Source organism: Roseomonas sp. CAU 1739, assembly GCF_039839775.1.
Taxonomy (GTDB): Bacteria; Pseudomonadota; Alphaproteobacteria; order Acetobacterales; family Acetobacteraceae; genus Neoroseomonas.
The window spans coordinates 671,642-693,622 of sequence record NZ_JBDOQQ010000001.1 but is presented as its reverse complement, the minus strand read 5'-3'; the positions used below and the strand labels follow the sequence as shown (position 1 = coordinate 693,622).

At 67.5% G+C, this 21,981-nt stretch carries 18 protein-coding genes; 1 reads left to right on the top strand and 17 read right to left on the bottom strand.

The window, feature by feature from the left end; translation table 11 throughout:
* Positions 1–55: 55 nt before the first annotated feature.
* From AAFN86_RS03300 to AAFN86_RS03230, 15 genes are all read right to left on the bottom strand, one after another.
* Positions 56–847: a xanthine dehydrogenase family protein subunit M gene (locus tag AAFN86_RS03300; RefSeq protein ID WP_347541789.1), complete on the bottom strand. Its 792-nt coding sequence runs from the start codon at positions 845–847 to the stop codon at positions 56–58.
* Between the two features lie 12 nt (positions 848–859).
* Entirely contained in the window at positions 860–3,250 is a 2,391-nt protein-coding gene (locus AAFN86_RS03295; RefSeq protein WP_347541788.1) for a xanthine dehydrogenase family protein molybdopterin-binding subunit, read from the bottom strand.
* Between the two features lie 92 nt (positions 3,251–3,342).
* Positions 3,343–3,846, bottom strand: a complete 504-nt coding sequence (locus AAFN86_RS03290; protein ID WP_347541787.1) for a (2Fe-2S)-binding protein — start codon at positions 3,844–3,846, stop codon at positions 3,343–3,345.
* 89 nt (positions 3,847–3,935) lie between these two features.
* Positions 3,936–4,271 carry a hypothetical protein gene (locus AAFN86_RS03285; protein WP_347541786.1) on the bottom strand — a complete coding sequence of 112 codons (336 nt, stop codon included), beginning with the start codon at positions 4,269–4,271 and terminating at the stop codon, positions 3,936–3,938.
* Complete coding sequence (locus AAFN86_RS03280) at positions 4,213–5,247, bottom strand: oligopeptide/dipeptide ABC transporter ATP-binding protein (RefSeq protein WP_347541785.1); 1,035 nt, start codon at positions 5,245–5,247, stop codon at positions 4,213–4,215. The genes AAFN86_RS03285 and AAFN86_RS03280 overlap by 59 nt, the downstream gene beginning before the upstream one ends.
* Positions 5,244–6,233 (bottom strand): ABC transporter ATP-binding protein, encoded by a 990-nt coding sequence (locus AAFN86_RS03275; RefSeq protein ID WP_347541784.1) that lies wholly within the window; start codon positions 6,231–6,233, stop codon positions 5,244–5,246. The genes AAFN86_RS03280 and AAFN86_RS03275 overlap by 4 nt, the downstream gene beginning before the upstream one ends.
* Before the next feature lie 4 nt (positions 6,234–6,237).
* On the bottom strand, positions 6,238–7,167 hold the full coding sequence (locus AAFN86_RS03270; RefSeq protein ID WP_347541783.1) for an ABC transporter permease: 930 nt from the start codon (positions 7,165–7,167) through the stop codon (positions 6,238–6,240).
* A complete protein-coding gene (locus AAFN86_RS03265; RefSeq protein WP_347541782.1) occupies positions 7,167–8,108 on the bottom strand; it encodes an ABC transporter permease in 942 nt (313 codons plus the stop codon). The genes AAFN86_RS03270 and AAFN86_RS03265 overlap by 1 nt, the downstream gene beginning before the upstream one ends.
* Before the next feature lie 23 nt (positions 8,109–8,131).
* Positions 8,132–9,730, bottom strand: a complete 1,599-nt coding sequence (locus AAFN86_RS03260) for an ABC transporter substrate-binding protein (protein ID WP_347541781.1) — start codon at positions 9,728–9,730, stop codon at positions 8,132–8,134.
* Between the two features lie 172 nt (positions 9,731–9,902).
* On the bottom strand, positions 9,903–11,489 hold the full coding sequence (locus AAFN86_RS03255) for an ABC transporter substrate-binding protein (protein ID WP_347541779.1): 1,587 nt from the start codon (positions 11,487–11,489) through the stop codon (positions 9,903–9,905).
* A gap of 5 nt (positions 11,490–11,494) precedes the next feature.
* Positions 11,495–13,087, bottom strand: coding sequence for an ABC transporter substrate-binding protein (locus tag AAFN86_RS03250; protein ID WP_347541777.1), 1,593 nt, complete (start codon positions 13,085–13,087; stop codon positions 11,495–11,497).
* 69 nt (positions 13,088–13,156) lie between these two features.
* Positions 13,157–14,746, bottom strand: a complete 1,590-nt coding sequence (locus tag AAFN86_RS03245) for an ABC transporter substrate-binding protein (RefSeq protein ID WP_347541776.1) — start codon at positions 14,744–14,746, stop codon at positions 13,157–13,159.
* A gap of 353 nt (positions 14,747–15,099) precedes the next feature.
* Positions 15,100–16,704, bottom strand: coding sequence for an ABC transporter substrate-binding protein (locus AAFN86_RS03240; RefSeq protein ID WP_347541775.1), 1,605 nt, complete (start codon positions 16,702–16,704; stop codon positions 15,100–15,102).
* Positions 16,705–16,829: 125 nt separating this feature from the next.
* A complete protein-coding gene (locus AAFN86_RS03235) occupies positions 16,830–18,356 on the bottom strand; it encodes an aldehyde dehydrogenase family protein (protein ID WP_347541774.1) in 1,527 nt (508 codons plus the stop codon).
* A complete protein-coding gene (locus AAFN86_RS03230; RefSeq protein ID WP_347541773.1) occupies positions 18,353–19,207 on the bottom strand; it encodes an NAD(P)-dependent oxidoreductase in 855 nt (284 codons plus the stop codon). The genes AAFN86_RS03235 and AAFN86_RS03230 overlap by 4 nt, the downstream gene beginning before the upstream one ends.
* 86 nt (positions 19,208–19,293) lie before the next feature.
* Here AAFN86_RS03230 and AAFN86_RS03225 point away from each other — a divergent pair, with 86 nt between their 5' ends.
* Positions 19,294–19,740: a GtrA family protein gene (locus AAFN86_RS03225; RefSeq protein WP_347541772.1), complete on the top strand. Its 447-nt coding sequence runs from the start codon at positions 19,294–19,296 to the stop codon at positions 19,738–19,740.
* Positions 19,741–19,840: 100 nt separating this feature from the next.
* On the opposite strand, the gene AAFN86_RS03220 is transcribed toward AAFN86_RS03225, so the two are convergent.
* Both AAFN86_RS03220 and AAFN86_RS03215 read right to left on the bottom strand, forming a co-directional pair.
* Positions 19,841–20,410 (bottom strand): hypothetical protein, encoded by a 570-nt coding sequence (locus AAFN86_RS03220; protein WP_347541771.1) that lies wholly within the window; start codon positions 20,408–20,410, stop codon positions 19,841–19,843.
* 151 nt (positions 20,411–20,561) lie between these two features.
* The gene (locus AAFN86_RS03215; protein WP_347541770.1) at positions 20,562–21,761 is read right to left on the bottom strand and encodes a glycosyltransferase family 2 protein; all 1,200 of its coding nucleotides are present in this window, start codon (positions 21,759–21,761) and stop codon (positions 20,562–20,564) included.
* Between the last annotated feature and the right edge of the window lie 220 nt (positions 21,762–21,981).

Here is a 21,981-nt window from a genome sequence, read left to right as displayed (position 1 = left end):
GCAAAAGGGCCGAGCGTTGCCGCCCGGCCCAATGTGCGGTTGGCGTGCTGGGGCTTCAGCCGGCGGCGGCGATCGCCCGCTTGGCCATCACGCCGACCAGATGCGCGCGGTATTCGGCGCTGCCATGGATGTCGCCGTTCAGGCCCTCGGCATCCTGCTTGATGCCGGCCAGCGCCTCGGCCGACCAATTGGCCGACAGCGCCATTTCCATATCCGCCTGGCGGAACACGCAGGGGGCGGCGCCGTTGACGGCGACACGCACCGCACCGCCGGTCTTGCAGACGAAGACGCCGGCCATGACGTAGCGGCTGGCCGGGTTCTTCATCTTGGCGTAGCCGGCCTTATCCGGGATCGGGAATTCGATCGCGGTCAGGATCTCGTCCGCCTCCAGCGCCGTGGTGAACATGCCGAGGAAGAAGTCGTCCGCGGCGATCTTGCGCTTGGAGGTGTGGATGGTGGCACCGAGGCCGAGCACGGCACCCGGATAATCGGCCGCCGGGTCGTTGTTGGACACCGACCCGCCCATGGTGCCGCGGTTGCGCACCTGCACGTCGCCGATATGTGACGCCATGTAGGCGAGTGCCGGGATGGCGGCCTTCACCTCGGCGCTGTTCGCGACTTCGACATGGCGGGTCAGCGCGCCGATGACGATCGCATTGCCGACGCGCTTGATGCCCTTCATCTCCGCGATGCCGGACAGGTCCACCAGCGCGGAGGGCTTGTTCAGCCGGTGCTTTAGCGCCGGCAGCAGGGTGTGCCCGCCCGAGACCGCCTTCGCATCAGGGTCGGCCAGCAGCTTGACGGCGTCGGCGACCGTAGCGGGCTTGTGGTAAGCAAAATCGTACATGGTGCTGTCCCTCTACTCCGCCGCCATCCGGCGGCCGCCATTGATGATGCCCCAGATCTTGGCCGGCGTCGCCGGCATGTCCAGGGTCCTCACGTTGAAGTCGCGCAGCGCATCCACCACGGCGTTGATGACGGCGGGGGGCGAGCCGATCGCGCCCACCTCCCCGCAGCCCTTCACGCCGAGCGGATTGTGCGTGCACAGCGTGGTGTGCGTCGCCACCGATACCGGTGCGAGGTCGTCCGCACGCGGCATGGTGTAGTCCATCATCGAGCCCGACAGCAGCTGGCCATCGGCGTCATAGACGCAGGTTTCCAGCAGCGCCTGGCCGATGCCCTGGGCGATGCCGCCCTGGACCTGGCCCTCGACGATCATCGGGTTGATGACGCGGCCCACATCGTCCACGGCCGTGAAGTTCACCATGCTGACCTTGCCCGTCTCCGGGTCGATCTCGACCTCGGCGATGTGGCAGCCGCCGGGATAGGTGAAGTTCTTCGGGTCGTAGAAGGCGGTCTCCTCCAGGCCCGGCTCGATCTCGTCGATCGGGTAGTTGTGGGGCACATAGGCGGCCACCGAGATGTCCACCAGCGCCTTGGTCTTGTCGGTGCCGGCGACGCGGAAGGTACCGCGTTCGAACTCGATGTCGTCGACGGAGGCTTCCATCAGGTGGGCGGCGATGCGCTTGCCCTTGGCGATGATCTTGTCCATCGCCTTCATCATCGCCGAGCCGCCGACCGCCAGCGACCGCGAGCCATAGGTGCCCATGCCGAAGGGCACCTTGGCGGTGTCGCCATGGACGATGTCGACCTGCGCGGTCGGCACGCCGAGCTTGTCCGCGACCAGCTGGGCAAAGGTCGTCTCATGCCCTTGCCCGTGGCTGTGCGCGCCGGTCAGCACGGTGACGGAGCCGGTCGGGTGCACGCGGATGGTGCCGACCTCATAGAGGCCGGCACGGGCGCCGAGGCTGCCCACCACGGCCGATGGCGCAATGCCGCACGCCTCCAGGTAGGTGGAGCAGCCGATGCCGCGCAGCTTGCCGCGCCTGGCGGCTTCCGCGCGGCGGGTTTCGAAACCGGCCCAGTCGGCGGTGGCCAGCGCCTGGTCCAGCGTGGCGATGTAGTTGCCGGAATCGTACTGCAGCGCGACTGGCGTCTGGTACGGGAACTGGTCGGGCTGGATGAAGTTGCGCCGGCGCAGCTCGACGCGATCGATGCCGGTTTCCAGCGCGGCCACGTCCATCAGCCGTTCCAGCAGGAAGGTCGCCTCCGGCCGGCCCGCACCACGATACGCATCGACCGGCACAGTGTTGGTGAAGACCGCCTTCACCTCGCAGTAGATCACCGGCGTCGTGTAGGTGCCGGCCAGCAGCGTTGCGTAGAGGTAGGTCGGCACGCAGGGCGCGAAGGTGGACAGGTAGGCGCCCATATTGGCGTAGGTGTGCACCTTCAGCCCGAGGATCTTGCCGTTCGCGTCCAGCGCCAGCTGCGCGTTCGACACATGGTCGCGCCCATGCGCATCCGACATGAAGGATTCGGTACGGTCGGCAGTCCACTTCACCGGGCGGCCGAGCTTGCCGGCCGACCAGGTGACGATGGCTTCCTCGGCATAATGGTAGATCTTGGAGCCGAAGCCGCCGCCGACATCCGGCGCCACCACGCGCAGCTTCGATTCCGGGATGTGCAGGACGTTCGCACCCATCAGCAGCCGGATCACATGCGGGTTCTGGCTGGTGGTGTGCAGCGTGTAGTCGCCCGAGGTCTGGTCGAATTCGCCAAGTGCCGCGCGCGGTTCCATCGCGTTCGGGATCAGGCGGTTGTTCACCAGATCCAGCGAGACGATCTTGTGCGCCTGGGCGAAGGCCGCATCCAGCACCGACTTGTCGCCGATGTGCCAGTCGTAGCAGAGGTTGCCGGCGACCCCGTCATGGATCACCGGTGCGCCGGGCTTCAGCGCGGCGTCCATCGTCGCGACGGCGGGCAGGACGTCGTAGTCAACCACGATCGCCTCGGCGGCGTCGCGCGCCTGTTCGCGCGTGGCGGCGATGGCCACGGCGACCTGGTCGCCGACATGGCGCACCTTGTCATGCGCGATGACCGGGTGCGGCGGCTCGGCCATCGGCGAGCCGTCCTTGTTGTGGATCTGCCAACCGCAGGGCAGGCCGCCAAGCGCGTCCTTCGCCATATCCGCGCCGGTGAAGACCGCGACCACGCCGGGCATCTTCGCCGCCGCGGCCGTGTCCACGGACTTGATGCGCGCATGGGCGTGCGGGCTGCGCAGGATCCAGGCGTGCAACTGGCCCTGCCGGTTGAAATCGGCCGTATAGGCGCCGCGGCCGCGGAGGAAGCGGAAATCCTCCTTCCTGCGGACGCTGGCACCGATGCCTTCGAACGGGACTTCCGCGTTCATGGATGTCGCCTCTCCCTATGGGCGTTCTGTCGAGCCGGTCATTGCCGGGCAGTTCTTGGGGCGCGCCGGTCAGCGCCCGCGACGCGCGGCCCCTACTGGGCCGCGCGCGCGATCTCGCTGCGCTTGCCGTGCATCACATCGGCGGCTGCGGCGATCGCCTTGACGATGTTGTGGTAGCCGGTGCAGCGGCAGAGATTGCCTTCCAGCCCTTCGCGGATCTGCTGTTCGGTCAGCCCGTCGGGGTTCTTCTGCACCAGGTCGATCGCCGACATCACCATGCCCGGGGTGCAGAAGCCGCACTGCAGCGCGTGGTATTCGCGGAAGGCTTCCTGCATCGGGTGCAGCGTGCCATCGGCCTTGGCCAGGCCCTCAATGGTGGTGATGTTCGCGCCGTTCGCCATCACGGCGAGGGTGGTGCAGGACTTCACGCTCTCCCCGTCGATATGGACGACGCAGGCGCCGCATTGGCTGGTGTCGCAGCCGACATGCGTGCCGGTGAGGCGCAGCGTCTCCCGCAGGAGCTCCACGAGGAGGGTGCGGCCCTCCACCTCCGCCGTGTGGGTCTGGCCGTTCACGGTCAGCGTGACCTGCGGCATCGTGCGTCTCCCTCAGTCGTGCGATTGGTGTCCGGGGATGTAGGCCCCGGCGGTGCGGGCGCAAGCCTCGCGCCCCGGCCGGGGCGGCGTCAAGCGTCGCCGTTGGAACGGCGCCGATTGCGCGTCAGCAGCATCAGCACGGCAAGGACCGGCGTGGCGATCGCCCATACCGGACCGAGCACCGGCAGCAGGCCGATCGGGACGGACAGGATCGCCAACGCCGGCGACCCCGGCGACGATTCCTCGATGACAAGGCCAACGAGGACCATCAGCAGGCCGAGCCCCGCCACGGCCTGGATGGCCCAGAAGGCGCGCCTGACCAGCCGGCCGACACCGCCGGGGCCGGTGTCCGGCGGCGCGGCGGGGTCAGTGGTGGACGGCGAGGACGGCGGCACCGCGCGCACCGGCCAGCGGGTTCTCCGCATCCGGCCTGTCATGCAGGTGACACGCCGACCAGTGGCCTTCCTCCGTCTGGCGCAGGAGGGGTTCATCCTGGCGGCAGCGGTCGAAGGCGTATGGGCAGCGCGTGTGGAAGCGGCAGCCCTTGGGCGGGTTGATCGGCGAGGGCACGTCACCCTTGAGGATGATGCGTTCACGCGCCGCACCTGGTTCGGGCACCGGAACCGCCGACAGCAGGGCCTCGGTGTAGGGGTGCTTGGGAGCCGCGAACAGTTGCTTCTTCGGTGCGATCTCGACGATCTTGCCGAGATACATCACCGCGACGCGGTGCGTCATGTGCTCGACGATGGCGAGGTCGTGGCTGATGAACAGCATCGCCAGGCCGAGTTCCCTCTGCAAATCCTGCAGTAGGTTCACGATCTGCGCCTTCACAGACACGTCGAGCGCGGAGACCGCCTCGTCGCAGATGATCACATCCGGTTCGGCGGCTAGCGCGCGGGCGATACAGATGCGCTGGCGCTGGCCGCCGGAGAATTCATGCGGCCAGCGGCCGACCGCATCGCGCGGCAGGCGCACGCGGTCCATCAGTTCGTTGATGCGGCGGTCGAGATCCGCACTGTCCTTGGCCAGGCCGAAATTGCGGATCGGTTCGGCCAGGATGTCGCGCACCCGCATCCGCGGGTTGAGGCTGCTGAACGGGTCCTGGAAGACCACCTGCATGCGCCGGCGCATCGGCCGCAGGGAGGCGTAGGCCATGTCGTCGATCCGCTGGCCATCCAGCACCACCTGCCCGGCGGTGATGTCGAACAGCTTCAGGATGGCCTTGCCGACGGTGGATTTGCCACAGCCGGATTCACCGACCAGCGAGAGCGTCTCACCCTTCTCGATCGAGAAGGACACGCCGTCCACGGCATAGACATAGCCGGTGGTGCCGCCGAAGAAGCCGCCACGGATCGGGAAGTGCTTCTTGAGGTCATTGACCTCGAGGATCGGGGTGCTCATGCGGCAACCGCCTCCTTGATGGCGTAGTGGCAGGCGGCGATGTGGCCTTCGGCCTTTTCCTCGAGCCCTGGGACGACCGTGCGGCACAGGTCGGTCGCATAGGAGCAGCGCGAGGCGAAGACGCAGCCATCGAGCTTGCGCTTGAGGCTGGGCACCAGGCCGGGGATCTCCTGCAGCCGCGTCTCATCGCCGGTCAGCGAGGAACCGAGCTTCGGCATCGAGCCCAGCAGCCCCTGCGTGTAGGGGTGGCGCGGATTGCGGAACAGCTTCTCGACCGCCGCTTCCTCGACCTTGCGGCCGGCATACATCACGATCACCCGCTCGGCGACCTCGGCGACGACGCCGAGGTCATGGGTGATGATGACGATCGCCGCCCCCACCGTGTTCTTCAGGTCGCGCATCAGATCGAGGATCTGCGCCTGGATCGTCACGTCGAGCGCGGTGGTCGGCTCGTCCGCGATCAGCAGCTTCGGATTGCAGGCGAGCGCGATGGCAATCATCACGCGCTGGCGCATGCCGCCCGAAAGCTGGTGCGGGTATTCGCGCACGCGCCGTTCGGGTTCGGGAATGCCGACCAGCTTCAGCATCTCGACCGCGCGGGCCTCGGCCTGGTTGGCCGACATGCCCTGGTGCAGGCGCAGCGTCTCGCCGATCTGCTTGCCCACGGTCAGCACCGGGTTCAGCGAGGTCATCGGCTCCTGGAAGATCATGCTGATCTCATTGCCGCGGATCGAACGCATCTCGCGGTCCGACAGCTTCAGCAGGTCGCGGCCGTTGAAGCGGATGGACCCTGCAATCTTGCCCGGTGGTTCCGGGATCAGCCGCAGGATCGACATGGCGGTGACCGACTTGCCGCAGCCGGATTCACCGACGATCGCCACCGTCTCGCGTTCATTGACGTGGAAGTTCAGGCCATCGACGGCACGATTGATGCCGTCCTGCGCACGGAAATGGGTTTGCAGGTTCTCGACTTCGAGCAACGCCATGGCGTCAGATCCTCTTCGCCATACGCGGGTCGAGTGCGTCACGCAGACCGTCGCCGAGCAGGTTCACGGCGAGCACGGTGACCGACAGGAACAATGCGGGGAAGAACACGATGTAGGGCTTCACCTGCCACAGGGCACGGCCCTCGGCCATGATGTTGCCCCAGGACGGGATGATCGGCGGCGTTCCGGCGCCGATGAAGGACAGGATCGATTCCACGATCATCGCGGATGCGCAGACATAGGTTGCCTGGACAGTCATCGGCGCGATTGTGTTGGGCAGGATGTGGCGCCAGATGATGACCGGCGTGCGCGTGCCCGCGGCCACCGCCGCATCGACGTAGGGCTGTTCGCGCAGCGACAGCACCACGCCGCGCACCAGGCGCGACACGCGCGGAATTTCCGCGACCGTGATCGCCAGGATGACGTTGCCGACCGACCCGCGTGTCAGCGCCATCAGCGCGATGGCGAGCAGGATGGACGGGATCGACATCAACCCGTCCATGACGCGCATGATGATGCTGTCGGTCCAGCGCACGAAACCCGAGATCAGGCCGATGGTCAGCCCCGCGACGGAGGCGAAGAACGCCACCGCGAAACCCACGATCAGCGAGACGCGCGCACCGTAGACGACGCGCGAATAGACGTCGCGGCCCAGCATGTCCGTGCCGAACCAGTATTGCGCCGAAGGTTCGCGCGTGCGCCGCGCCGGCGCGAGCGATGTCGGGTCGGCATAGGTCAGCAGCGGGGCGAAGATCGCCATCAGCACCATCAGCAGCACGATGGTGCCGCCGATGGCGATCGCCGGGTTGCGGTACATGAAGCCCCAGAAGCCCCTGCGGGCCTTCACGGGCGGCATGATGTCGGGCAGCGGTGCGGCAACGGCGACATTCGCCGCCGTGACATCGCCCGCGCTGAGGACGGAAGCGGAGGCCATCAGTACCGGATCCTCGGGTCAAACAGGGTGTAGAGGAGGTCGATCGCGAGATTGACCAGCACATAGACGAAGGAGAACAGCAGCACGACGCCCTGGATGACCGGGTAGTCGCGCCGCAGGATCGCATCGACGGTCAGGCGCCCCAGGCCGGGAATGGCGAAGACACTTTCCGTCACCACCGCGCCGCCGATCAGCAGCGCGATGCCGATGCCGATGACGGTGACGATCGGCACCGCCGCATTCTTCAGCGCATGCAGGAACAGGATGGAACGCTGCCCCGCACCCTTGGCGCGCGCCGTGCGGATGTAGTCCTGCTGCAGCACTTCCAGCATGGTCGCGCGGGTGATGCGCGCGATCAGGGCGATATAGACCGACCCCAGTGCGATGGCCGGCAGGATCAGGTTCTGGATCCATGGCCCGAAGCCTTGCGTGAAGGAGGTATACCCCTGCACCGGCAGCCAATCGAGTTCGAGCGCGAAGATGTAGGCGAGCAGGTAGCCCACGACGAAGACCGGTACCGAGAAGCCGAGCACAGCGAAGCCCATCACCGCGCGGTCGATCCAGGTGCCGACCTTCCACGCCGCCACCACGCCCATCGGCACCGCGATGGACACGGCGAGGATGAGCGTGACGATCATCAGCGACAGCGTCGGTTCGATCCGCTGCTTGATCATCAGCGAGACCGGCAGGTTGGTGAAGATGGAGACCCCGAGATCGCCGCGCGCGATATCCCAGACCCAGGCCCCGAACCGCACCAGATAGGGGCGGTCGAGACCGAGGGACTGGCGGATGCGCTCGACATCATCGGGGGTCGCCTGGTCGCCCGCGATCACCGCCGCGGGGTCACCCGGGGCGATGTAGAGCAGACTGAAGACGAACAGCGCCACGATCGCCATCACGGGGATCGTGGCAAGCACTCGGCGGACGACATAGGCGAACATGATCGCGGTTACCTGTCAGTGAATCAGGACTTCGAGACGCCCCAGGGGAAGGGAATCGGCCCCTTCACGATGCCTGAGACGTTGCGCCGCCACGCCTGGTAGCCCAGGAAGAAGCCGGTCGGGCAATAGACCACATTCTCGACCGCCGCACGGTTGAGCCGACCGATCGCCGCGCGTTCCTGTTCGAGGTTCGTCGCGGCGAGCCAGTTCGGCACTTCGGCCTCGATGCCCGGGATGTTCGGCCAGCCGAACCAGGCACCGTCGCCATTGGCGCGCACGGCGTTGTAGATCATCGGGTTGGTGGCATCCGCGCCTGCATGCCAGGTGTGGAACATCGACCAGCCGCCCTGCCCCGGCGGGTTCTTCATCGCCCGGCGCTGGCCGACGGTACCCCAATCGGTCGCGACGAAATCGACATTCATGCCGAGCCGCTTCAGCAGGTCGGCCGTGACGTCGCCGAACGCCTTGGTGATGGGCTGGTCCTGCGCGACGACACAGATCACCGGTTCATTGTTGTAGCCGGATTCACGCAGCAACTGCTTGCCGCGCTCGAGGTTCGCGGCCTTCATCATCTCGCCGCCTTCCTCGGTGTACAGCGGCGTGTTGGGCGTGAAGAACCCACCCAGCGTCTTCCACAGCGCGGCGTCGTCGCCGACCAGGGCACGCATGTAGTCTTCCTGGCTCAGCGCCGTCATCACCGCTTGGCGCACCTTCACGTTGTTGAAGGGCGGATGCAGGTGGTTCATGCGGAACGACCCGATATTGCCCAGCGGGTCCGCGATATCGACCATGATGTTGCGGTTGCGGCGCAGCACCGGCACCAGGTCGGTGATTGGGTTCTCCCACCAGTCGATCTCGCCGTTCTGCAGCGCGGCGGACGCCGTGGCCGGGTCGGGCATCACCACCCATTCCACGCGATCGACCAGCGCGCGCTTGCCGCCGGCCAGCCAGCTGGCGGGCTCGCTGCGCGGCGCGTAGCCGTCGAACTTCGCGAAGACCGCCTTGGCACCCGGCACCCATTCCTCACGCACGAAGCGGAACGGACCGGATCCGATATATTCGTTGATCTGGGTGAAGGGATCGGTCCGGGCGATCCGCTCCGGCATGATGAAGGCCATCGGCGTGGCGTTCTTGCCCAGCGCCATCTTCATCTTGGTGAAGGGTGCCTTGAGCTGCCAGCGGAAGGTGCGGTCGTCGACCGCGACCAGTTCCTCGTTCAGCGTGCGCAGCAGCTGGCCCATCGGGTCGCGCGGCATCCAGCGCGTGAGCGAGGCAACGACGTCGCGCGATCGCACCGGCTCGCCGTCATGGAACTTCAGCCCGTCGCGCAGCTTGAAGGTCCAGGTCTTGCCGTCCTGCGAGACCTCCTCGCCCTCGATCATCTGGCGCTGCGGCTCAAGGTTCTCGTCGAAGCCGTAGAGCGTGTCCCACACCAGGACCGCGGCGTTGCGCACCACGTACTGGGTGCCCCAGATCGGGTCGAAATTCGCCAGGTTCGCCTGCGGCACGAACCGCAGGGTTCGCGCATTGGCCCCCTGCGACAGCGCCGGGGCGGAAACGCCTCCCGACGCGCCGATGGCGGCCACGCCGGCCCCGGCCTTGAGGAACGTCCTGCGGTCCATTCACCGTCTCCCTTTAAGCCGTCCGGTCAGGAGCCTCACCTGCCCGGTTCACGGTCACATTGCATCATTCATAAGCGCGCCACCAGGGTCGCCGCGGGCCCTTTGCCCACGGCAGACCGTCACCAGGCCCACTTGCCGCGATTGCCGAGCATGGCCCGTGCCAACCCGTCGGTCAGCCCTTGCCGATGTTCCAGAACACCGTCGCCGGAGCTCGGAAAACGCCGGTGACGTTGCGCCGCCAGACCGAAGGCTGCCAGTAGTATCCAAGCGGGATGTAGTACATCGACTGCATCGCCTCGCGGTTCAGCGCCTCCCCGATGCGCCGCCCCTCGGCGGGGTCGCCGCCCTTCTCCACCCATTCGGCCCGCAGGCGCTCCACCTCCGGCACATCGGGCCAGCCGAACCATGCATTGGCGCCATTGGCGCGCAGGAACAGGTTGATCACCGGCAATGCGAGCGACTGGCCGGAGGATGTGGTGTGGATGATGGACCAGCCGCCGCGCTCGACAGGTTCCTTGCTGGTGCGGCGCTGGATCAGCGTGCCCCAATCGGCCGAGATCAGCTCAAGGTTCATCCCGAGCCGGCGGATGATGTCCGCCGTCATCAGCGACAGCGCGTTGATCTGCGGATAGTCGCCCGGCGCGATCAGCACGACCTTCTCGCCATTGTAGCCGGCCTCCCGCAAGGCCTGCTTCGCACGATCGATGTTGCGCACCTTCAGCAGGTCGGAGCCGACCTCGTTGGCGAGCGGCGTGTCGCAGGTGAAGACGCCCTCGCACGCACCCCAACCGGCCGGGTCGTCGCCGGCGACCGCGCGCAGGTAGTCGCGCTGGTCGACCGCCATGGCGACGGCGCGGCGGATCGCCGGGTTGTTGAACGGCGGCTGCAGCGTGTTGAAGCGGCAGATGCCGTAGGTGCCGTCCATCAGCCGCTGCTCGACCACCAGGTCGCGCGACCGGCGCATCAGTGGCAGCAGGTCGTGCAGCGGGTATTCCCAGTAATCCTGCTCGCCAGTGCTCATCGCCGAGGCGCTGGTCGCGGGATCGCTGATGATGGTCCATTCCACGCGGTCGATGCGCGGGATGCGACCGCCGGCGAGGCCGTCCACCGCCTCCTCCCGCGGCACGTAGCGTTCGTTCTTCGCCCAGACCGCGCGCTGGCCGGGGTTCCATTCGTCACGCAGGAAGCGGAAGGGGCCGGAGCCTATGGTTTCGCGGATCTGCTGGAAGGCGTCGGTCTGCGCGATCCGCTCGGGCATGATGAAGCAGGGGAACTGCGTCTGCCCCAGCGCCATGATCAGCAGCGGCGTCGGCTTGTTCAACCGGAAGCGGAACTTGCGGTCATCCAGCGTGGCGAGCTCCGCGACATTCGGCCACAGCACCCCCATGAAGGGATCGCGCCGGCGCCAGCGGTCGATCGAGGCGACGCAATCCTTCGCCAGTACCTTCTCCCCATCATGGAAGGTGAGGTTGTTGCGCAGCGTGAAGGTCCAGGTCAGGCCGTCCTGGGACGTCTCCCAGCCCTCGACCATCTGCGGCTTGACCTCGCCCTTCGCGTCCTGCGCGCAGAGCTGGTCATAGATCAGGAAGGCGTTGTTGCGGGTGACGACCGCCGTGGTCCAGACCGGATCGAGGCTGGTGAGGTTCGCCTGCGGAATGACGCGCAGCGTGCGCGCCGCCGCCCCCTGCGCCAAGGCGGGGGCGGAAACGCCGGCGGCGGCGATGCCGGCGGATGCGCCGAGAAAGGTCCTGCGTTCCATGTCGCTCAGCTCCGCCGGATGTTCCAGAACAGCGCAAGACCCGGCACGCGTCCCGTCAGGTTGCGCTTGATCGCCGTCATCGACAGATAGGCACCGACCGGCACATAGGGCAGTTCGTCCATCGCCACAGTCTGCATCTCGCGCGCCAGGCGCTGCTCGGTGGGCAGGTCCGGTGCCTCGAACCAGGCGTCGCGCAGTTCTTCCAGCCGCGGGATGGTCGGCCAGCCGAACCAGGCATTGGTGCCATTGCCGCGCATCGGGAAATGGGCCGCCGGATCGACGAAATCGACCGAGGAGAAGGAGGTGAACAGCATCGACCAGCCGTTGCGCTCCACCGGCTCACGCGAGGCGCGCCGCGTCACCGTGGTGCCCCAGTCCGACAATGCGATATCGGCGTTGAAGCCAAGGCGGCGCACGAGATCCGCCCCCACCTGCGTCATCGCCGATGGGGCGAGGATGTCGGTCGGCCCGATCAGACGCATCGGCTGGTTGGTGTAGCCGGCCTCGCGCATCATCGCCTTGGCGCGATCGACGCTGCGCGGGCCCATCAGCGGCGCGAGCCCGGCATCGTTCGCCAGCGGCGTGCCCGGCGTGAACAGCCCGACGCCGGTGCGATAGATCGACGCATCGGTGCCGACGACCGACTGCATGAAGTCTTCCTGGCTGATCGCCGGAAGCATCGCCTGGCGCATCTTCTTGTCGTTGAAGGGCGCATGCAGGTGGTTGAAGCGCAGGATGCCGGTCAGCGGCAGCGGGTCGATCGCCTCGATCGCGATGCCGCGGTTGCGCGCGAGCAGCTGCTGGATCTCCGGCGGCGGCTGCTCGTACCAGTCGATCTCGCCGGTCTGCAGCGCGGCCGCGGCGGTCGAGGCATCGACGATGATGTTCCATTCGACGCGGTCGAAATGCGCGACCTTCGGCCCGGCCGTCAGCGACGGCGTGCCGACCGGCGTCGGGCTGTAGTCGGCGAAGCGCTCGTAGACGACAAGGCTGCCGGAATTGAATTCATCCGCCTTGAACTTGAAGGGGCCGGAGCCGATCGCCTCGCGCACCTGCTGGAACGCGTCGGTCTCGGCCAGGCGCTGCGGCATGATGAAGGCCGGGCTGTTCGACACCTGGCCGAGCGCCTTGAACAGCAACGGGAACGGCTTCTTCAGCTTGAAGCGGATGCGCCGGTCATCGACCACCTCGATCGCGTCGGTCACCGTCGCGAGCTTCTGGCCGAACGGATTGCGGCGCATCCAGCGGTTGATCGAAGGCACCACGTCCTGCGCGCGGACCGGTTCGCCGTCGTGGAATTTCAGCCCCGGGCGCAGCGTGATGGTGACGATCTTGCCGCCGTCGTCGAGCACATGGCCCTCGGCCATCTGCGGCTGCGGCGCGAAATTCGCGTCCAGGCCATAGAGGCTGTCATAGATCATGTGCCCGTGGTTGCGGGTGATGTTCGCCGTCGTCCAGATCGGATCGAGGCTGGTCAGGTTCGCCTGCGGCACCATCCTGAGGACACGGTTCTGCGCAGGCTGCGCGGTGGCGAAGCGCGGCAATGCAGCGGCGGCCCCCGCGGCGGCGGAGGTCCTCAGCAGGTCACGACGGTTCATGTTCGGCTCCCAGCCCGTTCAATCGGGGCGCATCTGACCACCACGCGAGGCCGATGGGCAACCCATCCATCAGGCCCGGTGGATGTTCCAGAACAGCGGCAGCCCTTTCAGCATGCCGGAAATGCCGCGCCGGTAGGCAGTGGCCTGGAAATACTGCCCAAGCGGCAGGTAGGGCGCCTCGCGCATCGCCTCGGCCTGGACCTGGCGTGCAAGGGCCTGCTGCGCGGCAAGGTCCGGCGCGTCGAACCACTGCGCGCGCAATTCCTCCATCTTCGGCATGGTCGGCCAGCCGAACCAGGCGCGTTCCCCGGTCCCGCGCAAGGCCTGGTTGGCGCCGGGGGTCATCGTCTCGATCCCGGTCCAGGCGGTGAAGAAGATGCTCCAGCCGCCCTCGGTCGGGGCGACGCGGCGCGCACGGCGCTGCACCAGCTCGGCCCATGGGCCGGAGACGACCTCGACCTCCATGCCCACGCGGCGGATCGTCTCGGCGCCCACCTCGGCAAGCGCGGCGAGCGTCGGGAAATCGGTCGCGGCCAGCAGCACCACCTTCTCGCCGCCATAGCCGGCCTCGGCGATCTCGCGCTTCACCTTGTCGAAGTCCCGCGTGCCGTCGAGCACGCCGAGGCCTTCGTCATTCGCGAAGGGCGTGCCGGGCGGGAAGATGCCGACATCGTCGCGCCAAAGGCTGCGATCGGCACCGATCACCGCGGTCATGAAGGCTGCCTGATCCACCGCACCGAGCAACGCGCGCCGGATCGCCGGCTTGTCGAAGGGCGGATGCAGGTGGTTGAAGCGGGCCATGCCCATCAGCCCGGTCGGGTCGGGTATTTCCATGACGATGTTGCGGTTGCGGCGCAGTGCCGGCTGCAGTTCGCCGGTCGGATTTTCCCACCAATCGACATCGCCGGCGATCAGCGATTCCGAGGCGGTGGCCGGGTCCGGCTTCACATGCCATTCCACGCGATCGAACAATGCGCGCTTGGGGCCGGCAGTCCAGGTCGGCACGCCCTCGGGCCGCGGCACGTAGTCGGCGAAGCGTTCGTAGGCCACCAGGCGGCCAGGCACGCGCTCATCGGGCAGATAGCGGAAGGGACCGGAGCCGATGATCTCGGTGATCGCCCGCGTCGGGTCGGTCTCGGCCAGGCGTTCGGGCATGATGAAGCAGACCGGCGCGGCCGGCTTCGCCAGGGCGTAGAACAGCAGCGGGAACGGCTTCGACAGCCGCAACAGTATGGTGCGCTCGTCCGGGGCGGAGATCTCCTCGGTGCGGGCCAGCAGCACCTGGCCAATCGCGTCGCGCGCCGCCCAGCGGCGGATGGAGGCAACGCAATCGGCAGCATGCACCGGTTCGCCATCGTGGAACTTCAGGCCCTCACGCAAGCGGATCGAAACGCGCTTGCCCTCGGCGTCGACGTTGTGGCCCTCCGCCATCTGCGGTTCAGGCGCGTAATCCTGGTTGAAGCCGTACAGCGTGTCCCACACCAGGAAGCCATGGTTGCGCGTGGCATAGGCGGTGGTGACAATGGGATCGAGCGAGGCGAGGTCGGCCTGCGGCACGAATTTCAGCGTGCGCGATGCACCGGACGTCTCCTGCCCCAACGCCGCGCGCCCACTGAGCGCAGCAGCCGCTGTTGCGGCCAGTAGGTGACGTCGCTGCATCCGGGCCTCCCGATTGGCGCGCGCTGTTCTGGCCGCATCATGGGGGGCGGCGCAAGGGGGGAAGGTTGGAGGGGCTTTGCCCCTCCAAGCCACCCCACCAAAGGGCAGTGGCCCTTTGGAAACCGCTGCTTGGTGTCGGGCGCGTCAGGGTTTGCGGTGAGACGGCGGATGCGCCGCGCACGGAACGCGGGATTCGACCGGCTCGGTGCCCGCAGCCGGGATTCTCCGATTGGCCCCTCAACCTTGCCCGACACCAGGTCCCGGCGGTCCAGGGTGCCCTGGCATCCTGGCGGGGAGAGGCTTGGAGAGGGGCAGCGCCCCTCTCCCATCACTTCACGCCCATGGGCCAGCGTCTACGCGCGCCGCAGGTTCCAGAACAACGGCGGCTGGCCCTTCAGCATCCCCGTCAGGTTCCGCCGATACGCCGTCGGCTGGTAGTACATGCCGGTCGGCACATAGGGCACCTGATCGAAGGCGATGCGCTGCATCTCGGTCGTCGCGGCCTTGGCGGCGGCTTCGTCCGGCGCGTCGAACCAGGCGTTGCGCTGCGCTTCGATGGCCGGGATGGTCGGCCAGCCCGGCCAGGCGGCGTCGCCATGGCCACGGATTGAGGCATGGCTCGCCGGGTTCCAGTGGTCCACGCCCGACCAGAAGGTGAAGAAGCCCGACCAGCCTCCCTGCTCGAGCGGATTCTTGCTGGCGCGACGCGACACCACCGTGCCCCAGTCGGCGCTGACCAGGTCCACATCGAAGCCCATGCGGCGGAACAGATCCGCACCGACCAGCGCCGAAGCGTTGATCGAGGCGAGATCGGTCGCGTTCAACAGCACCAGCTTGGACCCCATCGCGCCGGCGGCCTGGAGTTCGGCGCGGGCGGCATCAATCGATTTCTTGTAGCGGTCGAGCCCGACGGTGGACGCCGAGGGCGAATCCGGCGCGAAGAAGCCGATGCCATCACGCTTGAGCGTCTGGTAGCCGGGCACCGTCGAATCGCCGATCACGGCGGTCATGAAGTCGATCTGGTCGATCGCGGTGATGACCGCGCGGCGCACCGCGGGATTGTTGAACGGCGCGGTCAGGTGGTTCGGGCGGAAGATGCCGATCAGGCCGGTACCGTTGATCACATCCACCTGGATGTTGCGGTTGCGCGCGACCAGGGGGAACAGGTCGGCGGTCGGCTGTTCCCACCAGTCGATCTCGCCCGATTGCAGCGCGGCTGCGGCGGTCGAAGCATCGGGGATGATCTTCCACTCGACGCGGTCGAAATGCGCGACCTTCGGCCCGGCGGTCATCGACGGCGTGCCGTTCGGCACCGGCACGTAGTCTGCGTTGCGCACATAGGCGAGCGAGGAGCCCGGCACCCATTCATTCTGCACGAAGCGGAACGGGCCGGAACCGACGGCCTCGGCGATGTTGGTGAACGGATCAACATTCGCCAGCCGCTCCGGCATGATGAACAGGCAGGAGGTGGTGACCTTCGAGAAGGCCTCGAGCATCTTGGCGAAAGTGCGGTTCAGCTTGATGGTGAAGACGCGGTCGCTGTCCTCGGTCATGTCCGCCACGCGGGCGAGCAGTTCCTGGCCGAAGGCGTCGCGACGCCCCCAGCGCTTGATCGAGGCGATGCAGTCCCGCCCGCGCACCGGCGTGCCGTCGTGGAACTTCAGCCCTTCGCGCAGGGTGAAGCGCCACAGCAGGCCGCCATTCTCGACCACATGGCCCTGCACCATCTGCGGCACCGGCTCGAACTTGTCGTTCATGCCATACAGTTGGTCATAGACCAGGAAGGCGTGGTCGCGGGCGATGAAGGCGGTGTTGGTAAAGGGGTCGATATTCGGGATGTTGGCGTGGGGGACGTATTTGATCACTCGCTGCGCGGCGGGCTGGGCGATGGCGAAGCGCGGCAGGGCGGTGGCGGCGGCACCGGCCGCGGCGCCGGCCAGCAGGTCGCGTCGAAACATTCGGACGTTCTCCGGTCTGTGAAGCTGGCGCGGAGCCTAGCGGGGTGCGCGACGGCGATCCAGCGGCACCGCAGCATCGCGCAATGAACCGGGCCGCGGGGCCTCATGCGCCCGGTTCATGTCGTTCAGTATCCAGCCGGGCGATGCCCGAAGCCGAGGGCCGGCGCCTCCGCCGTGTCGATCCATACCGCCTTGGACTGCGTCAGTTCCGCCAGCACCTCCGCCCCCGATGACCGCCCGTAGCCTGAAGCGCCGAAGCCGCCGAAAGGCACCGAGACATGGATGGTGCGGTATCCATTGACCCAGAAGGTCCCTGCCCGCACCGCTGCAGCGACGCGATGGGCGCGCCCGACATCGCGTGTCCAGACCGCGCCGGCCAGACCGAAGCGGGTCGAATTGGCCAGGGCAATGGCCTCCGCTTCGTCATCGAAGGGGATGGCGGCGACGACCGGGCCGAAGATCTCCTCCTGCGCCGGCCGGTCGGCGTTGGACAGGCCGGCGAGCAGCGTTGGCGCCACCCAGAAGCCCGTTTCAGGCAGGCCGGGCGGCGGCGCGGCGGCGATCACCTGGCCGCCGGCGGAGGCACCGGCGCCGATCAGGTCGCGGATATGGGCGAATTGCCGCGCATTGGCGACCGGCCCCATCTCGGTCGCGGCATCCAGCGGATCGCCCATGCGGATGCGCGCGGCGGCCTCGGACAGGGCCGCGACGAAGCGGTCATGCACCGAACGCTGCACCAGCAGCCGCGACCCGGCGACGCAGGACTGCCCGGATCCGGCGAAGATCGCCTGCTGCGCACCCTGCACGGCGGCGGCGAAATCGGCATCGTTGAACACGATGTTGGCGGATTTGCCGCCGAGTTCCAGCACGCAGGGGATGGTGCGCGCGGCGCAGGCGGCAGCCACCGCCGCGCCGCCGACAGGGCTGCCGACGAAGGTGACGCGCGCCACCTCGGGCGCCGCCAGCAGCGCCGCCCCGGTCCCCTGCCCCGGCCCGCAGACCACCTGCACCAGGCCGCGCGGCAGCCCGGCCTCGATGCACAGCAGGCCAAGCGCCAGCGAGGTCAGTGGCGTGAATTCGGACGGCTTCAGCACCACCGCATTGCCGGCGGCGAGCGCGGGAAACACGTTCCAGCCGGCGGTGAACAGCGGCGCGTTCCATGGCGTGACGGCCAGGACCACGCCATAGGGCTCGCGGCGGATGATCACCGTATGGCCGGGCGGCACCGGCACGGTGCGCCCCTCGATCTTGTCGCACCAGCCGGCCCAGTATTCGGCCATCTCGGCAACGCGGGCGGCCTCGCCGCGCGCATCGCGCAACGGCTTGCCGGACTGTGCGGATTCGATGCGGGCCAGGGTCTCGGCGTCGCGCCGGATCAGCGCGCCGATCGCCCACAGGCGGCGGCCGCGCTCGGCGGCGGGCAGCGCGAACCAGTCCCGCTGCGCGCGGGCAGCCCCGGCGCAGGCGGCGGCGACCGTCGCGGCATCGGCGGCGGCGTAGTCGAGCAGCACCGCACCCGTCGCCGGGTCGGTCAGCGCGATGCGCGGGCCGGTGCCCTCGATGATCTCGCCATCGACCAGGCTGCCGGCGCGGCCGCCGAGCAGGTTGGCCTGGCCTTGCAGAAGCGCCTCGCGCGCGGCGAAGGCGATCACGGCGTCGCACCCACGGCGATCATCGCCGGCACGCGGTTGAAATCGGCGGAATCCGGCACCGAGGTCAGCGCCTCCCAGGCCGCCGCGGCGCGTGCCGTGACGTCGAGCGGCACGCCCGCCTCCTCGGCCATGGCGAGGGCCAAGCGCACATCCTTGCGCATCAGCCCCGCCGAAAAACCGGAATCGAAGGTACCGCTGGCGATCCAGCGCGGCCAGTTCACCTCGGTCGCCGCCGATCGCCCAGTCGCGCCGTTCAACACCGGCAGCAGCGCATCGGCCCTGACGCCGGCGGCACCCGCCAGGCGCAGCGCTTCCGCCGCGGCGACCAGATGCGTCGCGACCAGCAGGTTGTTCACCAGCTTCGCCACCTGGCCGGCCCCCGATGCGCCGATATGCAGAATCTTCGCCGACAGCAGCGCGAGGGCCGGCCGCGCGCGGTCCAGCGCATCGGCATCGCCGCCGATCATCATGGCGAGCGTGCCCGCGGCCGCGCCCGCAGGGCCGCCGGAGACCGGCGCGTCGAGATAGGCGCAGCCCGCCTGCGCCGCCTGCCGCGCAAAGCCGCGCACCGCGCCGGGCGACAGGGTCGAGGTATCGACGATCACCGCGCCCGGCGGCAGCGCGGGCAGCAGCACCTCGAGCACCGCGGCGACGGCGGCCTCATGAGGCAGGGACAGGATCGTGACCGGCGCAATCGTCTCGGCCAGCGTTTCGGGCGTGGTGGCGCCCGCCGCGGCCGCGGCTGCCCGTTTCGCGGGGTCGAGGTCCCAGCCCTTGGGTGGGCTGCCGGCGCCGGAAAGGCACCGCACCATCGCCAGGCCCATATTGCCCAGTCCGATTACCGCAACCATCGGCCCAACCCCCGCTCCGCGTCGTCGCAGATAGGACCCGCCATCGCGGCTGGGCAAGACCGTGCCGCCGCCCTACACCGCCGCGCATGTCTGACATCCCCTTGGTCGGCCCGGTACTGGTTCGGTTGCTCGGCGCGGAACGCGCGGCGGTGGCGCAGGAATTCGTGCGCTTCGGCGTGGTCGGCACGATCGGCTTCGTGGTCGATTCGGGCGTGCTGTACGGGATGCTGTGGCTGGGCGCGGGGCTGTATCTGGGGCGGGCGATTTCCTACGTCGCGGCGGCGACGGCGACCTGGGCGCTGAACCGAGCCTGGACCTTTCGCGGGCGGGGCGGCGGGGCGGTGCATCGGCAATGGGCGCTGTTCGTGGCGGTTAATCTGGTGGGGTTCGCGCTGAACTACGGGACCTATGCGGTGCTGGTGGCGACGGTGCCGGTGGTGGTGGCGCATCCGGTGCTGGGGGTCGCGGCGGGGTCGGTCGCGGGGATGTTCACGAACTTCGCGCTGTCGCGGCGGGTGGTGTTCAAGGGGTGAGCGCGGGCACCATGATCGAGGGAAGTTAAGCGCCGCATCGTTTCTTGTTGAATTTTAGAATGAAAGATAAGTCGCGCCCCTCTATTCATTTCAACAACAATCATCTAGAATTTATTCGTTGCCTATACACACCAAGCATTCTATCCGCCTCCGGATCACCATCGATAATCATTACCGCTTGCAAGCATGAATATCCTAAAAATCCAAAATAGATCATTCGCGCAGGACGCTCAGCAAGAGCGTACCAAATTTCATTATAATTACTTTCGAATGATTTCGGGATACCATCGTTAGTTCTTATAAAACGATTCCCGAACAAATTATCTACTTCTTGGATTTTGACGCACGGCTGTGAAATAAAAATCTCTAACCTAGCTGATCGACTACCATCAATCCTAGATCGTCCAACTTCATATTCTATCCGCCCCACGAAATCCGGGCGATCTATTTCGGCGGTATAGAACTGTGGGTTTCTAGTTGATTGGCGAAGTTCGACCGCGAGATGACGTTCGATGACGGTCTGGCCTTCGAGTATCGATTCGCGAGATAGCGATCTGAGCGTCGAAAGAAGCGAGGCACCTGGAGATGAGGCACAGGCGCCAACCGTGAGGCTGGCAGCAATTGCGCAGAGGAATGGCGCGCCAAAGCGCCGACGAGCGATGCGATTCACATCGGCCTCGGAGCGTTTGTCATCCGTGCCGTCATGGTGGCCCCAAGACCGCTGTAATTATGCATGACAGTGCCCACTCCACTGAGGTCCTTGGTGGGGGAGGTTCAGAAGGGGGCAAAGCCCCCTTCGGTTCCCCCGCGGCCGGGCAGCGCTACCCCCCTGCCCGCATCATCCCCAGCAGCGCGACGAAGAACGCCCCGAAGGCCAATTGCAGCCCCAGAATCATCGATGTCACCGAGCCGATCGCCACCCGCATCGCGCCCATGCCTTCGAGCGGGCCAAAACTCTGCGCGCCCCACACCACCACGGCCGCGACGCCGAGCCCGAAGCCCGCGACGACCAGCAGGGCGGCGACGATCAGCGCCGGTTCCAGCCCGACGCGTTCCAGCGCGGCGGTCAGGCGCTTTTCTTCAGGCACCACCCCCTGCTGGGCGCCGTAGATGCGGGCAAAGACCCAGAACTGCACCGCCTGAAAGCCCATGACCATCGCGCCCGAGGCGTAGAGCAGCGTGTGCACGTCGAGCGTCACGCCGCCCAGGTGCAGCGGGCCGGGCAGCAGCAGCGCCATGGCGAGCAGGCCGGCGAGGAACAGGGCGGTGCCGGGGTAGAGGAACAGCCAGCGCGGGCAGAACACCAGCAGGAAGCGGAGATGCCGCCAGCCGTCGCGCCAGGAGCGCAGATGCGGCGGGCGGGAGCGGCCATCGGGGGAGAGCGTGGTCGGCACCTCGGTGACGCGCAGGCCCTGGACGGTCGCCTTGACCACCATTTCGGAGGCGAATTCCATGCCCGGCGCGCGCAGGTCGAGGGCGCGGATGGCGTCGCGGTCGAAGCCGCGCAGGCCGCAATGGAAGTCGCGCACCGGGCCGCCGAAGAAGACCCGGCCGATCGTCGAGAGCACCGGATTGCCGAGGTAGCGGTGCAGCGGCGGCATGGCGCCGGGCTTGATGCCGCCAAGGAAGCGGTTGCCCATGACAAGGGCGTAGCCCTCGCGCAGCTTGGCGACGAAGGGGTCGAGCGCGGTGAAATCGTAGGAATCGTCGCTGTCGCCCATGATGACGAAGCGCCCGCGGGCGGCCGCGATGCCCGCGATCAGCGCAGCGCCGTAGCCGCGTGCCGGCACCGCCACCACCCGCGCGCCAAGCCCTTCGGCTATCGCCTGGCTGCCATCCGTGCTGCCATTGTCGGCGATCAGCACCTCCCCCGCCACGCCGCTGCGCGCGAGGTATCCGATCGCCTTGGCAACGCAGGCGCCAATCGTCTCGGCCTCGTTCAGGCACGGCATCAGGATGGTCAGTTCCAGGCCATCAGCCGGGTTTGCCGCCGCCCTGTGCCGTAGCTCAGCCACGTCCATCGATGAGAAAACCCCCTGCCACGCACCGGACACGACCGTCCGGCGCAAAATTCGTTGCGTGATCCACATCACACCGGACACCCTGTGATATGGTGTGCTTGTTACCTCATCCAGCACCCGATCCATGAAGCTGCGCCTTTTTTAGCCGGCCCGAATGAATTAGAGAAATCCTACGCCAACGCATGGCACGATGACTCCGCTGGGGGCCGGCGCGGCCCGT

What these genes read in the sequence shown, in the direction of transcription:
- AAFN86_RS03255 (WP_347541779.1), bottom strand. Translation starts at nt 11,489, where the DNA reads ATGGAACGCAGGACCTTTCTCGGCGCATCCGCCGGCATCGCCGCCGCC.
- AAFN86_RS03260 (WP_347541781.1), bottom strand. Translation starts at nt 9,730, where the DNA reads ATGGACCGCAGGACGTTCCTCAAGGCCGGGGCCGGCGTGGCCGCCATC.
- AAFN86_RS03265 (WP_347541782.1), bottom strand. Translation starts at nt 8,108, where the DNA reads ATGTTCGCCTATGTCGTCCGCCGAGTGCTTGCCACGATCCCCGTGATG.
- AAFN86_RS03290 (WP_347541787.1), bottom strand. Translation starts at nt 3,846, where the DNA reads ATGCCGCAGGTCACGCTGACCGTGAACGGCCAGACCCACACGGCGGAG.
- AAFN86_RS03285 (WP_347541786.1), bottom strand. Translation starts at nt 4,271, where the DNA reads ATGCGGAGAACCCGCTGGCCGGTGCGCGCGGTGCCGCCGTCCTCGCCG.
- AAFN86_RS03240 (WP_347541775.1), bottom strand. Translation starts at nt 16,704, where the DNA reads ATGTTTCGACGCGACCTGCTGGCCGGCGCCGCGGCCGGTGCCGCCGCC.
- AAFN86_RS03270 (WP_347541783.1), bottom strand. Translation starts at nt 7,167, where the DNA reads ATGGCCTCCGCTTCCGTCCTCAGCGCGGGCGATGTCACGGCGGCGAAT.
- AAFN86_RS03245 (WP_347541776.1), bottom strand. Translation starts at nt 14,746, where the DNA reads ATGCAGCGACGTCACCTACTGGCCGCAACAGCGGCTGCTGCGCTCAGT.
- AAFN86_RS03300 (WP_347541789.1), bottom strand. Translation starts at nt 847, where the DNA reads ATGTACGATTTTGCTTACCACAAGCCCGCTACGGTCGCCGACGCCGTC.
- AAFN86_RS03250 (WP_347541777.1), bottom strand. Translation starts at nt 13,087, where the DNA reads ATGAACCGTCGTGACCTGCTGAGGACCTCCGCCGCCGCGGGGGCCGCC.
- AAFN86_RS03225 (WP_347541772.1), top strand. Translation starts at nt 19,294, where the DNA reads ATGTCTGACATCCCCTTGGTCGGCCCGGTACTGGTTCGGTTGCTCGGC.
- AAFN86_RS03295 (WP_347541788.1), bottom strand. Translation starts at nt 3,250, where the DNA reads ATGAACGCGGAAGTCCCGTTCGAAGGCATCGGTGCCAGCGTCCGCAGG.
- AAFN86_RS03215 (WP_347541770.1), bottom strand. Translation starts at nt 21,761, where the DNA reads ATGGACGTGGCTGAGCTACGGCACAGGGCGGCGGCAAACCCGGCTGAT.
- AAFN86_RS03280 (WP_347541785.1), bottom strand. Translation starts at nt 5,247, where the DNA reads ATGAGCACCCCGATCCTCGAGGTCAATGACCTCAAGAAGCACTTCCCG.
- AAFN86_RS03230 (WP_347541773.1), bottom strand. Translation starts at nt 19,207, where the DNA reads ATGGTTGCGGTAATCGGACTGGGCAATATGGGCCTGGCGATGGTGCGG.
- AAFN86_RS03275 (WP_347541784.1), bottom strand. Translation starts at nt 6,233, where the DNA reads ATGGCGTTGCTCGAAGTCGAGAACCTGCAAACCCATTTCCGTGCGCAG.